This is a genomic window from Deinococcus rhizophilus (genome assembly GCF_030271215.1).
GTDB classification, from domain to species: Bacteria; Deinococcota; Deinococci; order Deinococcales; family Deinococcaceae; genus Deinococcus; species Deinococcus rhizophilus.
In genome coordinates, this window is the sequence record NZ_JASNGB010000006.1 from 18,805 (window position 1) to 36,034 (window position 17,230).

Here is a 17,230-nt window from a genome sequence, read left to right on the forward strand (position 1 = left end):
CTTTGAAGCCTGACCGCGTTCGCCTCTCCCTGCAGACGCTGTTCGCAGACGACCGCCGCTGGGCGCACCATGGCCGCCGCCTGGTCTTCTGGTACGACCCGGAAGGGGAGTTCCGCGAGGAGATTTCCTCGCTTCACTTGGACGGCGTGGACGTGCTCACCCTGGGTGAGACCCCCTTTGCCCTCAAGCGCCGGTTGATCGTGCAGGACCCGGACACGCCCTTCTTGCTGTACGCCCCATTTCCCGAACCGCCTGCCGCCGAGAACTGGTTGCTCGACCTGCAATGCACGGGCGTCCTCTTCCGCGCGGACCGGGCTGCGATGGTCTTCGCCGATCTGGGATACCGTGACCGGTCGCTGGAAGCCGTGGTGAGGGCTTACCCCCGTTTATTCGGGAGCAAGAAACGCATCGCGGACCTTCAGGGCCTGATGCTGCCCCCCGACGTGGACGAGCGCAGCTTGCTGACCGGGATGCTGGCGGCGGCGGTAGGGGAGAAGGTCGCAGACGGCTCGCTGATCCTGCGCCGGGTACTGCTGGGCGGCCTGGACGAGGACACCAACCCCGCGTGGTCCGAACTCGCAAAACTGGGATTGACCGACGCCTTCTGGACTCTGGCCGCGCAGGTCACACTCTTCCGTGCCGAGGCCCCCACCCTGCGTCGCCTGTTTCTGGCCCTGCTCGTCTCGCACCTCACGCAGCAACTGGGGGGCACGGTCCCGCCCGCACTGGCCAGCATGGTCCTCCCAAACACGGCCCGCGCCTACGCCCTGGTGTCGGCGTGGCAGCGCGACGTCCGGGACGCGCCGCGTCTGATCGACCTCACCGTGGAGGTCGAGGCCGATCTCGGCATCGAGGCCTGGGCCGAGGGACAGGAGCCGGAAGCCTACGTGCAGGTGGACACCTTCCCCGTGCTCGACCGGGTGGCGTTGCGGGCGCTGGTGCGTGCCCTGCAGTCCCCCGGCACCAACCTCGGGACGGTGCTGACGGTCGCCCGGACCCGCCTGACGCTGCCCCACGCCACGAGGTACAGCGCTGAATACGGGGCCGTGATCGCGGCTGCGGGCCTGTTCGAGCAGCGCCGAGCCTTCAGTGGGGCTTTCCCCACCGATGCGGCCACCCTGCTGGAGCGCTATACGTCCGGCTTGCACGTCTTCGACCGGCTGTACCGCCACTACGTCACGGCCCTGGACGCCGCGTCGGGCGACCTGCTGCGTGACCTGACTGGGGCGGTCGAGGACGTCTACGTCCACTGGTTCCTGGAAGGACTCGGGAGCGCCTGGACCGACGCCTTCGACGTGGGCCTGCCGGGGCGCATGGGCGGAACCCGCGGTCAGTGGCTGTTCTTTGGGCGGCATGTCCTGCCCCTGCTGCAGAAGAACGAGCGCGACCGGGTGGTGGTGATCATCAGTGACGCGCTGCGCTACGAGGTCGCGACCGAGTTGCGTGAGCGCATCACCACGGACCTGCGCGGCGAACCCGAACTGGGCAGCCTGCTCGCGGCCCTGCCCAGCCAGACCCGCTGGGGCATGGCGGCCCTGCTGCCCGGGCAGACCCTGACCTGGGACGCCGCGGGCGAGCGGGTTCTGCGCGACGGTCAGCCCACCCGCGCCGAGGACCGCGCCGCGCACCTGGCCCGCACGGGGTATCCCAGCGCGGCGCTCAAGCTCGACCACCTGATGTCCCTGAGCGTGGAAGAAGGCCGCACCCTGTTCGAGGGCAAGCGCCTGATCTACCTCTACCACGACGCCATTGACGCCGTGGGAGACAAGCCCGCCAGCGAGCGGGACGTCTTCGCGGCCTGCGAGGTGGCCCTGGATGAACTCACACGCGCGGTCAAGCGGCTCGCCAACAGCCTGAACACCTCCACCGTCATCGTCACGGCGGACCACGGCTTCCTGTATCAGCGTCAGGCGATTGCGGAGGCCGATAAGCTCGCGCTCCCGCCAAAGGGAGCTGGCATCAGTGCGGACCGCCGCAGCGTGGTAGGCCCGGACCTGCCCCCCGCCGACGGCACGCTACGGGTGTCGCTGGAGGCCTACCAGCCCATGACCGCTCCGGTCACGGCGCTGTTCCCGCGCGGCACCCTGCGTTACCGGATCGCCGGGGGCGGGGCGCAGTACGTGCACGGCGGCGCGAGCTTGCAGGAGATGGTCGTTCCCGTCCTGACCTACCGGCACAAGCGTGCCTCGGCCGGACAACCCCAGGCCAGCCGCAAGGTGGGCGTGGCGGTGGTCGCCCGCTCCCAGCGGGTCACCAATACCCTCTTCAGCGTGCCCCTGGTGCAGACCGACGCGGTGGCCGAGCGGGTGCGCTCCCGGACCGTCACCGTCCGGCTGGTCGACGACCAGGGCCGGGACGTCACCGACGTGCGGCGCCTGACTTTCGAGAGTCCCAGCCCCCACCCGTCCGAGCGCGAGCAGGTCGCCCGGCTCTCGGTGACCCTGCCCAATCCCGACGCGGCGGCCACCTACTTCCTGCTGGTCACGGACGGGGAAGATGGCCTGGAGCTGGTGCGCGAGCCGTGGACCATCTCCATCGCCTTTCAGAACGACTTCGGAGAGTTCTAGTGAACGACCTCACGACGCAGGATCTCAACGCCAAACTCAATGCCACCTACCCCGGCAAGGTGGTGCGCAAGGACCTCACCGCCCGGATCAAGGAGGGCGCGAACGTCCCCATCTACGTGCTGGAGTACCTGCTGGGCATGTACTGCGCGACCGATGATGAGGCGACCATCGAGGAGGGCGTCTCGCGGGTCAAGAAGATTCTCGCGGAGAACTATGTCCGGCCCGACGAGGCCGAGAAGGTCAAGAGCCGGGTGCGGGAGCTGGGCCGCTACACCGTGATCGACCGTGTCACGGCCAAGCTCAACGAGAAAGCGGACCGCTACGAACTCGAACTGATGAACCTGGGTGTCACGGGTGTGGAGGTCGACGCCGGGATCATCCGGCAGAACGAGAAACTCCTCGCGGGCGGCATCTGGTGCATTCTCGGCCTCGAGTACGATGCCAGCCACAAGCCCACGCCCTTTTTGCTGGGCAGCCTCAAGCCGATTCAGATGCCGGCCACCGACATGGACGAGCTGCGCGCGGGACGTGCGGCCTTCACGCGCGCCGAGTGGCTCGACGCCCTGCTGCGCTCGGTGGGGATGGAACCGACCGTCTTTGCTGAGAGCGTCAAGTGGCACCTGCTCGCCCGGATGGTGCCGCTCGTCGAGAACAACTACAACGCGGTCGAACTTGGCCCGCGCTCCACCGGCAAGAGCCACGTCTACAAGGAAATCAGCCCCAACAGCATCCTGATCAGCGGCGGGCAGACGACCGTGGCCAACCTCTTCTACAACATGGCCCGGCGGCAGGTGGGGCTGGTGGGTCTGTGGGATGTCGTCGCCTTCGACGAGGTGGCAGGCATTCACTTCAAGGACAACGACGGCGTCCAGATCATGAAGGACTACATGAACTCCGGGTCCTTCGCGCGGGGCAAGGCCGAGATCTCGGCCACCGCCAGCATGGTCTTTGTCGGGAACATCAACCAGAGCGTCGAGAGCCTCGTGAAGACCTCCCATCTGCTCGCGCCGTTTCCCCCGGCGATGATCGACACGGCCTTTTTCGACCGCGTTCACGCCTATATCCCCGGCTGGGAAATCCCCAAGTTCCGCCCCGAGAGCTTCACCACCCAGTACGGTTTCATCGTGGACTACCTCGCGGAGTGGGTGCGGGAGCTGCGCAAGGTGTCCTTTGCAGACGCCATTGATCAGCACTTCCGGTTGGGCAACAACCTCAACCAGCGCGACGTGCGGGCGGTTCGCAAGACCACCTCGGGCCTGCTCAAGCTCCTGCATCCGGACGGTCTGTACGGCAAGGAGGACGTCCGCGACGCCCTGGTCTACGCGCTGGGGGTCCGGCGCCGGGTCAAGGAGCAGCTCAAGAAGATCGGTGGGATGGAGTTTTACGACGTGCACTTCAGCTACCTCGATCTCGAGACCCTGGAAGAGCACTTCGTCACCCTGCCCGAGCAGTCGAGCGGGGCGTTGATTCCGGAAGGCCCCCTGGTCGCCGGACATGCCCACGCCGTCAGCCCGGCCGAGGGGGGCATGCTGGGGCTCTACCGGGTCGAGCTTCAGACCACGCCGGGGGGCGGACGCCTGGTGCGGACCGGCACGGCGAGTGCTTCTGCTGTGCGCGACGCCGTGAACATTGCCTTCAACTACTTCAAGGCGAATTCCAGCCGGGTCAGTGGCAGTATCCACCCCGACGGCTCGGACTACCTGCTGCACCTCGTGGACGTGCAGGGCAACGGGGCACCGGAACACATCAGCCTGGCCCTCCTGATCTCATTGTGCTCCGCCGCGCTGGGAAAGCCTCTCCAGCCGCAGCTCGTCCTGCTGGGGCAGATGACCCTGGGGGGCACCATCAGCCCGGTGGAGAACCTCGCCGCGAGCCTTCAGTTGGCCTTGGACGCGGGGGGAAAGCGGGTGCTGCTTCCCATGAGCTCCGCGGCCGACCTGGCGACGGTGCCCCCGGAACTCTTCTCCAAGTTTCAGGTGACCTTTTACAGCGACCCGGTCGACGCGGTGTTCAAGGCGCTGGGCGTGCAGTGAACCCAAGCGGTCCGCGAGCTGGCAGCGTTGCCTGAAGGCAGCAGCAGAACTCCAGACCGCAAATGTGATGGCAGAGTCAGAACATGAGCGATAGCTTAAGCGCACGTGCTCTGCTCACCCATTTCGGTCTCTCAGAGAGGCGTTTGACCTTGCGAACCTATCCGCTGTTTCTGCTTTCCTGCGCGCTGCTGAGCGGCGCCGCGGCTCAATCAACATCTGACACGGCGACCGCTGTCAGGGTCGACAAAACCTTCCTGGCCGCCGAGGCCGAGCGGCTGTCGTCGGCCATCGCCGAGGCGGTCACCGCGGCGGGGGGCGACCTGGACCGCCAGCATGTTCACCTCGTCTTCGCCTTCAGCACGGGCCACTTTGCCAAGGACCCCCGGATGGCTGAGGCCGCGCGGGTCGTGGCCTCGGACGTCGCCGAACAGACCGTGGTCAACGGAGATCGGTTGAGCGCCTATGCCTGGGAGATCTGAAAGATGTCAGAATCTGCAAGCTTTCCAGGGCGCCTTCGCGTAAGAACCAGGGTCCGGCGGATAGCACTCCTCTCCTTCCCTCGATTAGGCTGCCGCCCGTCCGCGTGGGGGAAGCATCCGGCCCCGCAGCAGCACGTTATGGGCAGCGTTGGCGTGCGCATCCAGGTTCACCCCGCACGCCGGGCAGCGGAAGCGGTCGCCCGCCCTCAACCCATACACGACCCGGCCCTGGTGCTCGAAGCAGGGAGCGCACAGGGTGCTGGTGTGATGCGGCGCCACACGCCGGAAATCGACGCCAGAAGCGAACAGATACTGGCTGAGCGCCGAAAAGTGATGGTCATGAATCGCCCGGTCGCGCCCGCTGTGAATCCAGTGGGTGGACATCCCCATGTGGTTGATGCGCTCGGCATAGACGGTGTGGGCGTGAAAGTTAAGCCACGCCACGATCCCCTCCCCGTCGAGTCGCCCTGAGGCATAGATCAGGTCGCGCAGCAGCGAGTGGGTGTCCGCACTCAGCCGCGGCAGCTGACCCACATGGCGCAGCGACGTCGGTCGGAAGTACCGGGTCGCGCCGGTGTCGGTGTGGGCCACGGTGAGCGGATCAATCCCCAGGTCCAGCCCCACCGCAGAGCGCCTGGCCAGCCCTGGCGGCGGAACGTACCGGACGGTGTAGCTCAACCCCAGCATGTAATGCCCGTTGGACAGCCGCGACACAAAACTGCGGTCTGCCAGCCAGTGCGTGAGGTAGGTCGTCGGGGGAACGGCCAGGACAGGACGCGGCAAAGGGACGCGGCCCTGACGCACCGTCGCCTCCAGCGCGTGGGCGAATCCCCCTGGATCCCAGTCGTCATGGGAACGGAGGAGCCGGGACAGCTCACCCGTGCCAGCGTACTGGGTGAAGTGGGGCGAGGCAGCGACCATGGCGCAGTACGCGTGGCTGGGCTGGTGATGCAGCGCCGCCTGCAGCGGCACGCCAGCGATGGAGCACTGGTGATCAGACTGTACGGTCAGCGGGGAATCCACCCGCCAGACCTGGGCCCCTGGGAAACCGGAAAGTCGGCCCAGGTACGGCTGGAGGGCCCCAGCCTGAACCAGCGGGCCGATTCTTGAGTAACTGGAGTGCCGGATCTGGACCCAGTGGAGATCGGGGTCGTTGCGTGCCATAGGAATCACCTGTGTGGAAAAGCCCCCACCGCAGGGCGATGGGGGAGCGTGAAGCGGAGAGAAGTTGAGAACGTGCCTTAAGGCGCGTCAGTTGCGGTCACAGTGTGGGGAACGGCACCTCCTGTACCTGTGGTGCACCGCCCCACCGGGGCGGTGATGGTCCTGTTAGCCCACCGGAGGTCAGGCGCTGCCACGTACGGGGCAACAAAAAACCGCGTCCGGCGTGGACGCGGCCTGTCGACAACAAGCGCTGGTGATGCACCCTGTGTGGGCAAGGCTCCTGGCCCCTTTGGTCAATGCCAATCGTTGCCCTCGTCATATCCGCTCTCCAGACGCAGCAACCGCTCACGCCGCGCGAGGTCCACCACGTCCTCCTCCGACAGCGGCGGCTCCTCCTCCACCCCCCCCTCCTCCACAGGCGGGAAGTGCAGCAGGGCGTACTCCTGCATCGCCTCCCGGTCCTCGAACTCGCGCACCTCATGGGTATCCATCACGGTCTGCCCCCGCAGGGCACGGGCGCGGTCCAGTCGCTCCTCCCGCGAGAGGTCCCGCAGGTTCTCTACAGGCGGCAACCCCAGCGCGAAGAGGAAGTCCGCTTCCGGCGCGGAGAAGGGAATGTTCTCGGGCGCAGGCTCCTCCAGCTCGTCCGCCATGCTGTAGTGCCGCTGCAAATCACGCGCCGCGTTCGTCAGGTGCTGCCGGGTGAGGACCTCGAGTTCCGGAGCGCTGGCGTCCACGTGGATGGCGCCCGGCTCAGCCGTCGTGACGCGCACGTGCTCGCCGCTCCACAGGTGCGCGATGGTCCCGATTTCCCTAGCGGCCCGCGCGAAGTGGGGCGTGTCGATCAGGCGGTCGAGCGAGAGGACGCCCTGGACGTCGAGGAGGGGGTAGTTCCCGTGAAGAGTGTGCGTGCGGTAGACCCCGGTGAGCCCGTACTCCTCCATGATTTGCGTGATGACCTGGCGCTCGTTCATATTTTGACCTCATCACCACCGGGCTCGGGCTGTCAAGGAGGGGAGAGGCAAACGAACCTGTGCAAGAACAAGGTCTGCAGCGCAGGTCGTCGGCGATAAGGGTGACCCTCACGCGTACGGCCGACTGCTGGCCTTTCTGGAGCAGGATCACGGTGAAAACGCCCGCCTCGTGCCGGTCACACACAAGCGCTGCCCAGCCTTCCGGAAGCGCCCGCCGCGCCCCTCCAGGGGGGCGCCGTGCCCGTCAGGGCACGCACCACGAGGCCCCATGAAAAAAGGCCCCACGAGGGGGCCGGTCGGGTGGGAGCGGCGTTCAGTGCCGCAGCCGCCGGGCGGAGCGGTCGGCCTGGAGGAGAAGCCGTGTCCGGTGCGGGAGGGTCACCTGACCGAGGCCACCGCACGTGCCACACGGCACCTCGTCCTGCGCCACTTCGAGATCCCACTCCTCCGGGCCGGGACCGCACTTCACCCAGGTGGAAGCGTCCACGAGCTGCGACCCCTCGTGGCAATGCGGGCACTTCGGAGAGCTGGTGGAGGCAAGGTCAGCCATGCCCTTCCTCCGCCCGCTTCCGGGCGAGGGTCCTTCCCCGCCCCATGAACAAAGGCCCCACGAGGGGGCCATTTCCTTACAGGGCGGCGAGTTCCTGGCGCAGGCGGGGCAGCCCTGCTTGCGCTTCGGCGAACATCGGGGGCGTGAGACCCGCCGCGAGCGCCGCTTCGTACAACGCGATCTCGCCGCGGATCTGCTGCGCTTCCTCCGCCCGGGCACCGTAGCACTCCCCGCACAGGTCCCCGCCTTCCGGCAGCGCCTCCCGGCAGTCCTGGCAGCGGGCCGTCACCACCGGGGAGCGCAGGAGCGCCGCCGTCGCGAGCTGCCTCACGCGTACACCCAGCGGCGGAAGCGGCGCAGCGGGGGAGCAAGCAGGAAGGGCGCGACGAACAAGCCCGCGAGCAGGGCTTCGCGGTGGGCGATGATGTCCTGGTTCAGCGCTTGCACGAGTTCGGTCATGCCCTCTCTTCGCCCGAAGGGCGAGGGTCTGTCCGCACCCGGCGCGTCGACGGCGAAGCCCCATGAAAAAAGGCCCCGCGAGGGGGCCAGGTGGGGAGGCAGCTTAGCCCGGGAGGGTCTGCCCTGCCGGAACGACCGGGTACCCGAACCAGTTGCTCCCCCACCGACCCGTGCCCCAGCGCGACACCGGGCCGATCAGGAAGGTCGCGCCGGGAATGGGCCGATCCGCGAGGGCCGCCGTGACGATGCGCTCCTTCGCCTGGCGGTACAGCTCCTCGTGCGAGGTGCCCACCACCGCGCGGGGGTCCCACGCCTCCTCCCGGCCATCCACGTAGAAGCGTTCATGCCCGCTCGCGTACAGGACGTACACGTAGCAGCCGTCCATGTCGTCGCAGCGCAGGGGGCGCACCCGGCCCTGGTGGTGCGGGGCACGGTCAGGCTGATCGAGGGTCGCGGCGGGCCACAGGTGCACCTGAGAGGGTTCGCCGTACACGGTCCCGGATTCGGTGGGAAGCATGCCCTGACCCCCGCCCAGCGCAGCGTCCGGGCGAGGGTCCAGAGCATGCCACCACGCTCAGCCGCCCGGCAGCAGCCGCTGCACTTTCCCGATGCAGGACCCGCCCCACGGCCGCGCTTCCAGGGCGCTCTGCCACGCCACCTCCCGCCCATTCTCCCGCCCGATCAGGCACGTCAGCGCGTCATGCTGGTACGCCCGAATGGTGGGCGCGATCGTGCTCAGGAACTCATCGGCGTCCCTCGGGGTCATCAGCGAGAAGGTGTACACCCCGTCGTACGTGTGCAACTCCAGCAGGACCGGGGGCGGCAGGGGAAGGTCCAGCGAGAGGTTGCGCTCGAACGCCCACAGCATTTCCTTCCGCGCTCCGGACTGCACGAGGTACTCGTACGCTTCCCGGCGCGTGAGGCCCGACTCGTAGGTGTCCGGCAGGATGCTCTCCTCCCCCCCGCGGGTCCGGGTCTCGTACGCCACGTACCCCCGCCCCCGGTCGTGATGCACGCACAGGGTGGTGAACTCGTCCAGCAGAAGCAGGGGGTTCGGCTGGGTCAGCGTGAAGCTCGGCGTCAGCAGGCTGTGCAGGAGGTGGACCAGATTCTTGAGCATGAGGGTGTTCCGTCCTTCAGGGCGAGGGTCTACGCAGGTCCTTCACGCCAAGCGTAAGAGCAGGCCGGGTTGGCACGAGGAAAGGGGGAGAGGCCGGACGTGCGGCCCCTCCCCCTGGAGAGTGAATCAGAACGGCAGGTCGGCCTCCTCCGCCGGGAAGTCGTCGACACCCTGGTCAATGTCGAGACCACCGGAGCGGGCGGCAGGTGCGGCCGTCGCGGCAGCGCGTTCCCGTTGGGGCTGAGCGGCGCGGGCGGGTGTGCGGGCGTTGCCTTCACCGCTGGTCGCGCTGCGGGCGAGCGCCACCACCAGGCTGGCCTCCACCTTCTTCTGACGCCGCTTGTTCCCGTCACGGTCACTCCACGACTCGTCGATGAGTGCGCCCTGCACGAACACCGCGTCCCCCTTCCTCAGGTTCGCCACGGCCTCGGCCTGCTCGCGCCACACCGTCACGGTCACCCAGTGGGTCTTCTCCTGCGGTTGGTTCTGGCGGTCGCGGTAGCGCTCGTTGACCGCCATGCGCAGGTCGGCCACCGCGTCCCCGGCGGGCGTGTACCGCACTTCCACGTCCGCGCTGAGGTTCCCGGTGAACTCCACCTGGCTCATCCCGCCCGCCAGCCGCACGTTCCCGCCCGCGTCCGTCACGAGGCTGGGTTCGCCCGCGATCTGGCGCACGCTGCCCGTGACCTTGGTGCGGAGCATGCTGCGCTTCTCGCCTTCCGGGGTCGACCACGTGGAGTAATCCAGTTGGCCTTCCACCATCAGCGCGGTGCCCTGCTCGTACCCACGGGCGACGATGGCTTCCGCGACCTTGCCGAGCGCCTGCACGTTCTCGTAGAAGGGGATGGTGTGGCTCTTGCCGTCCGCGCCGATGACGCTGCGCTCTCCGGCGATGGTCATGTCGAGCACGGCGGTCCCAGAGGGCGTGTAGCGAAGTTCGGGGGTACGGGCGAGGGCACCAATCAGCAGGACGAGGTTCCGGTTCATGTTTACGCTCCTTCGGGGTTCTTGCGTCCCCGTGTTGAGATGTTTCTGTTTCGCCCGGCGCTCTTCCGGGCGAGGGATGCTCGGTGACTCGGACGCAGAGAGAAGGTCAGGCGCGGTGAGCCGTGATGCGGGGCGGAGTCGGGCGGGGCTGGGTGCGGAGCAGGCCCTGAATCAACCCGATCAGTTGGTGAACCTGGGGGTCGCGGGCGGTGGGTGCGGCGTCCTGAAGGACCTGCAGGGCGAGTTCGGTGGTCTGGCTGGGCGTGAGGTTTCCGCAGGAGAGCAGTAGGTCGATGGCGAGCTGGCGTTCGAGGTTGGGTGCGTGAAGGTCCAGCAGTTCCACGAGCGCGAGGGTGTGGGTGAGCAGGGGTTGCAGGTCAGGTCTGCCGAGGATGGGGGGGACGGTGTGGAGGGTCACGGGCGTCTCCAGGTCTGGTACTTGGTGTCGCGTTTGTCTTCGCGGGTGGGGGTTTTGGGGGATCGCTTCCTGGCCTTGTGGCTGATGTGCTTGGTGGGCTTCATGCGGCCCGCTCCACCCGCACGCGAGCGGGTGAGGGACCCCGCCGTGACGTGGGCGGGCTGGTGATGCCGCCCCTGGCGTGCGGCCAGGAAGCGGAAGCGAGCGCCGGGCGAACAGCGGTCACGGGCCGCATGAAAAAAGGCCCACCCGAGAGGGCAGGCCAGTGGGGAGAGAAAGGGGAGGAAGACCCTGGGGGTTGGGCAGAAGACGCGGGTTCAGTAGGGGCGAGCGGGGTCGGTGAAGCGCAACTCGTGGAACTCCGGCAGGCCGTTCGCGGGGTTCGGGCGAATCATCAGGACCTCGCGCAGAAGCTGGAAGGGCGCGGTGTCGGCGGGGGTCGCGTGGGCGGGCAGGGCGCGGTGAGTGAGCACCTTCTGCCGGGCGTACGCCGCGATCCGTCGCAGCGGGGCGATGTGCGGGTGGGGCGTGAGGGTCCCGGTGTGGAGTCCGTCCTTGCCGATCCAGTCCATCTCCCGGAGGAGGGCGTAGGCGGCGTGGTTGAAGGTGAGGTGGCCTTCGAGCAGCCACCAGGCGGGGCACGCTTCTTGCAGGGCCCAGGCTTGCAGGGCGGCGTCGAGGGTGGGGCGGTGCCCGGTGCGCTGGGCGTGTTCGGCTCGGGTGCGGGGCATGGTCCGGTGGGCGAGGGGGTCGCCGGGGAGCTGGCGCAGGAGGGTGCGGACGCGGCGGAGGTCGGCGGTGGCGCGGGTCTCTTCGGCGAGGGAGAGGGGCGTGCCGTCCGGGTGCTTCAGGGTGCGCAGGAGCTGACGGAGGGTGTGGTGTTCGTGGTGCAGGTCGGTGGTGTGGGGGGCCATCGGGGTCTCTCCTTCGGGGGCCTGGCTGGGGGCCGGGTGGCGTGAGAAGCGGCGGAGGGTGAGGCGCGGTCAGTCCCTTCTTCAGGGGCCTCGTTCTCTCCGCCGCGGCGCGGCCAGGGTCCAGAGTCGTGGGGGGCCTTAGAAGAGGAGGCCGATCAGGAAGGCCCACAGCGCGAGGGTGTAGGCCAGGGCGGCGGCGACCAGGAAGGGGGAGAGGTGGAGGCGGAGTTTGGGGTCGAGGCGGGGGGCGAAGCGGTGAAGCGCGAGGGTGATCGCGGTCGCCAGCGCCACGTGGACGAACGCTCCGAAGGGGGGAAAGCTGCCGTCCGGAGTGAGGAAGCCGAGGAAGAAGGCGGGGGGGACGAGCGGGAGGCTGANGGCGAGGGTGAGCGCGGTCGCGAGCGCCACGTGGACGAACGCTCCGAAGGGGGGAAAGCTGCCGTCCGGAGTGAGGAAGCCGAGGAAGAAGGCGGGGGGGACGAGCGGGAGGCTGACGAGGTGGAGGATGAGGCGGGCGGCGGTCGGGAGGGGGCGGTAGGTGGGGTGGGGGGAGGTGGTCATGGGGCGCTCCTTACCAGTGGCGGATGGCGTTGCCGACGTTCTTGCGGGCGTCGTCTTCGAGCGCCTGGAGGAAGCCGTCGGGGGGTCTGATGCCGTGTTCGGTGAGTTTGGCCGCGAGTTCTTCGGTGGTGAGTCCGGCCATGAGGCGGCCACGTTCAGGGGAGAAGAGGGTGCGGTCGTAGAGGCTGGAGTAGAGGAGCGCGTCTTCTTCTTCGGGGGCGTTTTCGCGTTCGATGTTGAGGTAGTGGTGGCCCAGGGGGCGGTCCCATCCGGCGTCGACGAGCAGCTGCTGGCCGTTCACGTGGGTGCGGAAGAAGTGCTTGCTCATGCGGCTGGGTCTGCCGCTTGCGGCCAGGGGCATTCCGGGTTGGGTGGATGAGAGCGGATGAGTGCGTCTGGTTTATCTTTTGAAGCAGTTTGGATTCCAGAACTGAATTTTGGGGCGATGTAAGGGGTTGGCGGGCGCTGGGCAGGGGCGNNNGGCTGGGTCTGCCGCTTGCGGCCAGGGGCATTCCGGGTTGGGTGGATGAGAGCGGATGAGTGCGTCTGGTTTATCTTTTGAAGCAGTTTGGATTCCAGAACTGAATTTTGGGGCGATGTAAGGGGTTGGCGGGCGCTGGGCAGGGGCGGAGGGTGGGTTGGGGGGCGAGTTACATTGGTATGAACGTTTTGTTTCTGAAATTTATGTAACGCCGTTTTCGGGGGTCGAGCCGCCCGACCTCCCGGTGCATGAGACGCCCAGTGAGACAGCGGTGAGGGAAGCACGGCCAGATGAGAGGCGTGGGGCAAGATCGAATAACTGACGAAGTCGGCTTTCGACATGACGAAGTAAGATCGTAACAAGATCATTTAATGCCCACGAACAGACAAAAGTACGCAGTATGCTGAAGGTCGTNAGGCGATGTAAGGGGTTGGCGGGCGCTGGGCGGGGGCTGAGGGTGGGTTGGGGGGCGGGTTACATTGGTATGAACGTTTTGTTTCTGAAATTTATGTAACGCCGTTTTCGGGGGTCGAGCCGCCCGACCTCCCGGTGCATGAGACGCCCAGTGAGACAGCGGTGAGGGAAGCACGGCCAGATGAGAGGCGTGGGGCAAGATCGAATAACTGACGAAGTCGGCTTTCGACATGACGAAGTAAGATCGTAACAAGATCATTTAATGCCCACGAACAGACAAAAGTACGCAGTATGCTGAAGGTCGTTGATCTCCCTTCAAGAGAGAAACTGCAACCACCCCGCATCTGAACGTTCCCACCTCTGCCCATTCAAGCCGCCACCGAAGCCCATCACTCAACGCGACCTTCCTGCCCAACTCGCTTGTCAAAGGAGCCCCACCATGACCCAGGATTTACCGCCACTGACCCTCGACGTGCTGATGGAAGTGACGGGTAAGAGCCGCCGCAACATGCAGGAAATCGTGCGGCAGTACCTCCTCATCACGGGCGATCAGGCCCAGTACTACAAGCGCCGCAACTTCCTGGAGATGCGTCTCACGGAGCGGCAGCGCGACCTGATTCTCGAGGGAATGCAACTCGCCGACGAACTCCGGATCAGTTACGCGGATGCCTTTCGTCAACTTGCAAGCAACCAGGAGAGCCCTTCCGGTTGGACGATCACGCGAGCGGATTGGACGGCGATGACTGAGGGACTGACCGATCTGCGGACGTATGTGGGCACCCTGGAATCCCGGTTGGACGAGCTGACGAAGCGGGTGGAAGCGCTCGCAACCTCCAACGTTGAGCTGCACTCCAAGCTGGATCGGTTGCAGGAAACGCTGGACAAAGCCCTCAGTCCGATGGAGTAAGGAGGGGTACAGGTGCGGGTGTATCGGGTCGCGCCGGGCACCCGCCTTCGCTTGTGTTGCTCCTGGGTTCAGGGGCTTGACGTGACCTCGGGAGGGTCCAGATAGGGGGTACGGTCGAGGCGTCTGCGCGACCACTGAAGGCGAGATCGGTGGCCGCTTCTCTGGTGCGGTGGTGCCCGGTCGAGCGGCACGAGAACTGTCCATGAAGGGCTTAACCTAGCGAAGGGCGAGATTTTGTCCAACTCGCCTGTGCCAGTTAGACCTTGAGCGGCAACCGCTCGTGCATGTTCAGCGTGAAGGTGCCGTAGGGATTGATGTGCTGCCACTTCAGCGGCGTCAAGGCCCGCAGATCCACCGGGGTCAACCGGCCCTGCCACTCCGGCTCCGCCAGCACCTGCTGCATCATCAGCGTGTTGACATAGACCAGGCTGACCTGGAGCAGATGCAGGCCCAGCATCTGGATTTCCTGCTCCTCGATGCGGTTGCTGGTGAACTCGCCGCCCTTGCCATAAAGGATGAAGTCATTGGCGCTGTTCCACGACTCGATCACCTGCAAGCCCTCATGGATTTCGCGGCGCAGGCTCTCCTGGCGCAGATAGTCGCACAGGAAAGCGGTTTTCACCGCTTTCCCCAACTCAGCCAGCGCCCGGTAGGTCGGGTGCTGCACGTTCTGGCGGGTAAAGCGCCGCAGGATGCTCTCGGCGTCCGCCGTCCCCAGCCGCAGGGCGGTGGCGAGCTTGATCATCTCGTCGTACTGCTGCTCGATCAATTCCCACTGGATAGGCCGGGTCAGGATCGCTTGCAGGTGGGCGTACTGCTCCGGCTGCCCCTTGTTGGGGCGGTACAGCTTCTGGTGCTTGATGTTCTTCAGGCGGGGCAGAAGCTGAAAGCCGAGGAGGTGGCAGAACGCGAAGCCCACCTCGCTCTGGCCGTGGGTGTCCACGTAATTTTTGTCCACCTCCATTTCGGTGTCGTGCCGCAGGACGCCCTCGATCATGGCGGCCACCTCGCTGCTCGAACAGCTCTTGAGCTGGCTGTAAATGCACACCGAATGCTGCTCGACGTGCCAGTACACCATCACGCCGGGACCGCCGTAGCGGGCGTGCCACTCGGTCATCAGGTTCTGGTCCCAGGCCCCGAACTTCTTGCTGTCCGAGGCACAGGCGGTGGTGGCCTCGCCCCACAGCGTGGCGTCCCTGGCCTGAAAGATGGCGTTGCACACGCGGCTGATCGCCTCACGAAGCAGGTCTTTGTGAACGTAGCGACGACGGATGTACTGGAGGTCAGCGAAGCTGTCCTCCCCGCCCCCGCTGCACATCCGCTTCAGGCCCGCATTGGTGCCGATGCCGTGCAGGCACAGCAGCAACCGGCGCTGGACCACCTCGCGGCTCAGCACCTCACGGGCGGCCACCGAATGGAAGGCGTTGGTGAACCCGGTCCGCAGTTCCGTTTCTTTCAGGACATCCAGCAGGTTGGTCATCGGCCAGCGCTGCACCAGCGCCGCGGCCAGCCGGGTGATGTTGTGCGGTTCGGGCAGCGCGGAGAGCGGCGAGATCGACAGGCGTCCCTTGCCCTTCCTGGACGTGATCAGCTTGACCCTGGCGTTGGTGGGAAGATCCGTATTCAGCGCGTCCAGCGCGGCTTCCATGCGGGTGCGAAGCTGAGCGGTGAAGGTCTGGGCCTCACCCGGCTGGGCCAGGGCCGAGTAGTACTCGGCCCGTTTCTGCTCGAAGTCGCCGGGAAGGTCCTCATCGGGATTGCGGAAACGCCCGGCTCCCTCGACCCAGACCTCCTTGCATCGAATCTTGTCACGCAGCGTGGTCAGGACGCACATCTCGTAGGTGACGCGGTTGATTTTGCGCCCCTCGACGTCATCGAGGACCAGGGCCTGCCAGTCGTCCTTCACGACACCGCCCAATGGCACGTCTTCGCTCAGCGGAAAGGTCAAGGTTCGGCGGTCCCGGTATTTCGCCAGCAGCTCCAGCGCCCGCATGATGGGCCGGTGGCGGTCGTTGTTGCAGCGGAAGGTCAGGGTGCCCAGCAGCAATGAGATCGCCCGGCGGTAGTGGTGACCGTAGGAGTTTCGGGTGACCAGGCGCACCTGGCGGTCATAGCTGCCTTCGGCTTCCATCTCGCGGATCAGGTCATCGAGAACCGGCTCCGGCACCACCGGATAGATCACCTCCCGTACGGCTCCTTCCGGCTGAGCGCGGGCGGCCTTCGCCAGCTTGAACAGCAGCGCGCTCTTGCCCCTGACCCGCCGCAGTTGCCGCAGCAACTCCGCCTCCACCTTGCTCTCGGCGTGGGTGCCGATGTGGTGGGCCACCCGGATGAGCAGCTCCACCAGGTCATCGGTCACCTCGGTCTGCCGTTGCCAGCACAGCGCGGCCAGCAGGACATGGCGCAAGGGGGCGGAATGGCGGCGCAATTCGCGGGGCGGTTCGCTGGCCGCCCGGCGACGGTACTGCCCGACGACTCTGGGCGGAACGCCAGTGAAAACCTCGGAAGTCAGCCCCAGGGCGCGCAATTCGTCGAGCTTGGCGAGTTCTTCGAGGACGGTGTCCACCTTGACTCGCCCGGCGGTGTCCTTGAGCGCGGCCAGCGTGGAGCGGATGACCAGGAGGGGTTGCAGGTCATCCGCCGCCGCGTCGGTGCTGATCAAAGCGTCCAGGGCCTGGCAGGATTGGGGATTGAGGTGAGCCTGAACGCCTTGCAACCAGCGGGTCTCCTGGTCGTTTACAGCGGCGCGCAGGCACCGTCGCAGGCGGTCCGCCGTGGGCGGAACGAGACGTTGCCCCCGCAAGAAATCCCGCCCCTGCTGTTTCAAGACCTCCGAGTCGGGATTGAGATCGGCGACCAGAGGCATGAGATGAGCGATCAATGCGGCTTCATCCAGCGCCCGAAAGGCCCGGAAGCCACAGAAGTGCGCCACCTGATCGCGGTAACGCCGAGCGGTTCGGGTGGACCAGTCCACCTCGGCCCAGCATGCCGGGGAGACTGCAAGCTGCTGGGCCAGGAAATCGACGACCACACCAGGCACCCCCTGGGGATGGTCCAGAAACTCGCCCTGGACCTGAAAGGTCTTGAGCAGCGCGGCCAGGCTCAGGGAGGCCGCCTCGCCCTTGAAGCCCAGGAACGCCCGTTCTGGAGGGGTCAGGGTGAACTGACCGGCCAGCTCTTCAGGGGACCAGTCGTGTTTCAC

16 protein-coding genes are annotated in these 17,230 nt (G+C 66.6%); 4 read left to right on the forward strand and 12 right to left on the reverse strand.

Going from position 1 to position 17,230, the window contains the following annotated elements; all coding sequences use genetic code 11:
• Positions 1-2: 2 nt before the first annotated feature.
• The 3 genes from pglZ to QOL99_RS01675 all read left to right on the forward strand — a co-directional run bounded on the left by pglZ (position 3) and on the right by QOL99_RS01675 (position 5,079).
• The gene (gene pglZ / locus QOL99_RS01665) at positions 3-2,567 is read left to right on the forward strand and encodes a BREX-1 system phosphatase PglZ type A (RefSeq protein ID WP_285520878.1); all 2,565 of its coding nucleotides are present in this window, start codon (positions 3-5) and stop codon (positions 2,565-2,567) included.
• Entirely contained in the window at positions 2,567-4,600 is a 2,034-nt protein-coding gene (gene brxL / locus QOL99_RS01670) for a protease Lon-related BREX system protein BrxL (RefSeq protein WP_285520879.1), read from the forward strand. The genes pglZ and brxL overlap by 1 nt, the downstream gene beginning before the upstream one ends.
• 83 nt (positions 4,601-4,683) lie before the next feature.
• Positions 4,684-5,079 carry a hypothetical protein gene (locus QOL99_RS01675; RefSeq protein ID WP_285520880.1) on the forward strand — a complete coding sequence of 132 codons (396 nt, stop codon included), beginning with the start codon at positions 4,684-4,686 and terminating at the stop codon, positions 5,077-5,079.
• Positions 5,080-5,163: 84 nt separating this feature from the next.
• Here the strand turns inward: QOL99_RS01675 and QOL99_RS01680 are convergent, their stop codons facing one another.
• From QOL99_RS01680 to QOL99_RS01730, 11 genes are all read right to left on the reverse strand, one after another.
• The gene (locus QOL99_RS01680) at positions 5,164-6,243 is read right to left on the reverse strand and encodes a zinc ribbon domain-containing protein (protein ID WP_285520881.1); all 1,080 of its coding nucleotides are present in this window, start codon (positions 6,241-6,243) and stop codon (positions 5,164-5,166) included.
• 293 nt (positions 6,244-6,536) lie between these two features.
• Positions 6,537-7,217 carry a hypothetical protein gene (locus QOL99_RS01685; protein ID WP_285520882.1) on the reverse strand — a complete coding sequence of 227 codons (681 nt, stop codon included), beginning with the start codon at positions 7,215-7,217 and terminating at the stop codon, positions 6,537-6,539.
• A gap of 313 nt (positions 7,218-7,530) precedes the next feature.
• A complete protein-coding gene (locus QOL99_RS01690) occupies positions 7,531-7,767 on the reverse strand; it encodes a hypothetical protein (protein ID WP_285520883.1) in 237 nt (78 codons plus the stop codon).
• A gap of 76 nt (positions 7,768-7,843) precedes the next feature.
• On the reverse strand, positions 7,844-8,098 hold the full coding sequence (locus QOL99_RS01695) for a hypothetical protein (RefSeq protein ID WP_285520884.1): 255 nt from the start codon (positions 8,096-8,098) through the stop codon (positions 7,844-7,846).
• Complete coding sequence (locus QOL99_RS01700) at positions 8,095-8,226, reverse strand: hypothetical protein (RefSeq protein ID WP_285520885.1); 132 nt, start codon at positions 8,224-8,226, stop codon at positions 8,095-8,097. Before QOL99_RS01700 ends, QOL99_RS01695 begins: the two co-directional genes overlap by 4 nt.
• Before the next feature lie 103 nt (positions 8,227-8,329).
• A complete protein-coding gene (locus QOL99_RS01705) occupies positions 8,330-8,743 on the reverse strand; it encodes a hypothetical protein (RefSeq protein WP_285520886.1) in 414 nt (137 codons plus the stop codon).
• A 57-nt stretch (positions 8,744-8,800) separates the two neighbouring features.
• On the reverse strand, positions 8,801-9,346 hold the full coding sequence (locus QOL99_RS01710) for a hypothetical protein (RefSeq protein WP_285520887.1): 546 nt from the start codon (positions 9,344-9,346) through the stop codon (positions 8,801-8,803).
• Positions 9,347-9,472: 126 nt separating this feature from the next.
• Positions 9,473-10,333: a single-stranded DNA-binding protein gene (locus QOL99_RS01715; RefSeq protein WP_285520888.1), complete on the reverse strand. Its 861-nt coding sequence runs from the start codon at positions 10,331-10,333 to the stop codon at positions 9,473-9,475.
• Positions 10,334-10,439: 106 nt separating this feature from the next.
• On the reverse strand, positions 10,440-10,751 hold the full coding sequence (locus QOL99_RS01720; RefSeq protein ID WP_285520889.1) for a hypothetical protein: 312 nt from the start codon (positions 10,749-10,751) through the stop codon (positions 10,440-10,442).
• A gap of 317 nt (positions 10,752-11,068) precedes the next feature.
• Positions 11,069-11,665: a hypothetical protein gene (locus tag QOL99_RS01725; RefSeq protein ID WP_285520890.1), complete on the reverse strand. Its 597-nt coding sequence runs from the start codon at positions 11,663-11,665 to the stop codon at positions 11,069-11,071.
• A gap of 571 nt (positions 11,666-12,236) precedes the next feature.
• Positions 12,237-12,554: a hypothetical protein gene (locus QOL99_RS01730; RefSeq protein WP_285520891.1), complete on the reverse strand. Its 318-nt coding sequence runs from the start codon at positions 12,552-12,554 to the stop codon at positions 12,237-12,239.
• A 1,006-nt stretch (positions 12,555-13,560) separates the two neighbouring features.
• On the opposite strand from QOL99_RS01730, the gene QOL99_RS01735 reads away from it, so the two are divergent.
• Positions 13,561-14,028, forward strand: a complete 468-nt coding sequence (locus QOL99_RS01735) for a hypothetical protein (RefSeq protein ID WP_285520892.1) — start codon at positions 13,561-13,563, stop codon at positions 14,026-14,028.
• Positions 14,029-14,284: 256 nt separating this feature from the next.
• Here QOL99_RS01735 and QOL99_RS01740 read toward each other — a convergent pair whose 3' ends face one another.
• Positions 14,285-17,230 carry a Tn3 family transposase gene (locus tag QOL99_RS01740; RefSeq protein WP_285520893.1) on the reverse strand — a complete coding sequence of 982 codons (2,946 nt, stop codon included), beginning with the start codon at positions 17,228-17,230 and terminating at the stop codon, positions 14,285-14,287.

Excerpts from the sequence above, each read along its gene's own strand:
- QOL99_RS01705 (WP_285520886.1), bottom strand. The coding sequence starts at position 8,743 with ATGCTTCCCACCGAATCCGGGACCGTGTACGGCGAACCCTCTCAGGTG.
- QOL99_RS01735 (WP_285520892.1), top strand. The coding sequence starts at position 13,561 with ATGACCCAGGATTTACCGCCACTGACCCTCGACGTGCTGATGGAAGTG.
- QOL99_RS01680 (WP_285520881.1), bottom strand. The coding sequence starts at position 6,243 with ATGGCACGCAACGACCCCGATCTCCACTGGGTCCAGATCCGGCACTCC.
- QOL99_RS01685 (WP_285520882.1), bottom strand. The coding sequence starts at position 7,217 with ATGAACGAGCGCCAGGTCATCACGCAAATCATGGAGGAGTACGGGCTC.
- QOL99_RS01675 (WP_285520880.1), top strand. The coding sequence starts at position 4,684 with ATGAGCGATAGCTTAAGCGCACGTGCTCTGCTCACCCATTTCGGTCTC.
- QOL99_RS01715 (WP_285520888.1), bottom strand. The coding sequence starts at position 10,333 with ATGAACCGGAACCTCGTCCTGCTGATTGGTGCCCTCGCCCGTACCCCC.
- QOL99_RS01730 (WP_285520891.1), bottom strand. The coding sequence starts at position 12,554 with ATGAGCAAGCACTTCTTCCGCACCCACGTGAACGGCCAGCAGCTGCTC.
- QOL99_RS01700 (WP_285520885.1), bottom strand. The coding sequence starts at position 8,226 with ATGACCGAACTCGTGCAAGCGCTGAACCAGGACATCATCGCCCACCGC.
- QOL99_RS01690 (WP_285520883.1), bottom strand. The coding sequence starts at position 7,767 with ATGGCTGACCTTGCCTCCACCAGCTCTCCGAAGTGCCCGCATTGCCAC.
- QOL99_RS01725 (WP_285520890.1), bottom strand. The coding sequence starts at position 11,665 with ATGGCCCCCCACACCACCGACCTGCACCACGAACACCACACCCTCCGT.
- QOL99_RS01710 (WP_285520887.1), bottom strand. The coding sequence starts at position 9,346 with ATGCTCAAGAATCTGGTCCACCTCCTGCACAGCCTGCTGACGCCGAGC.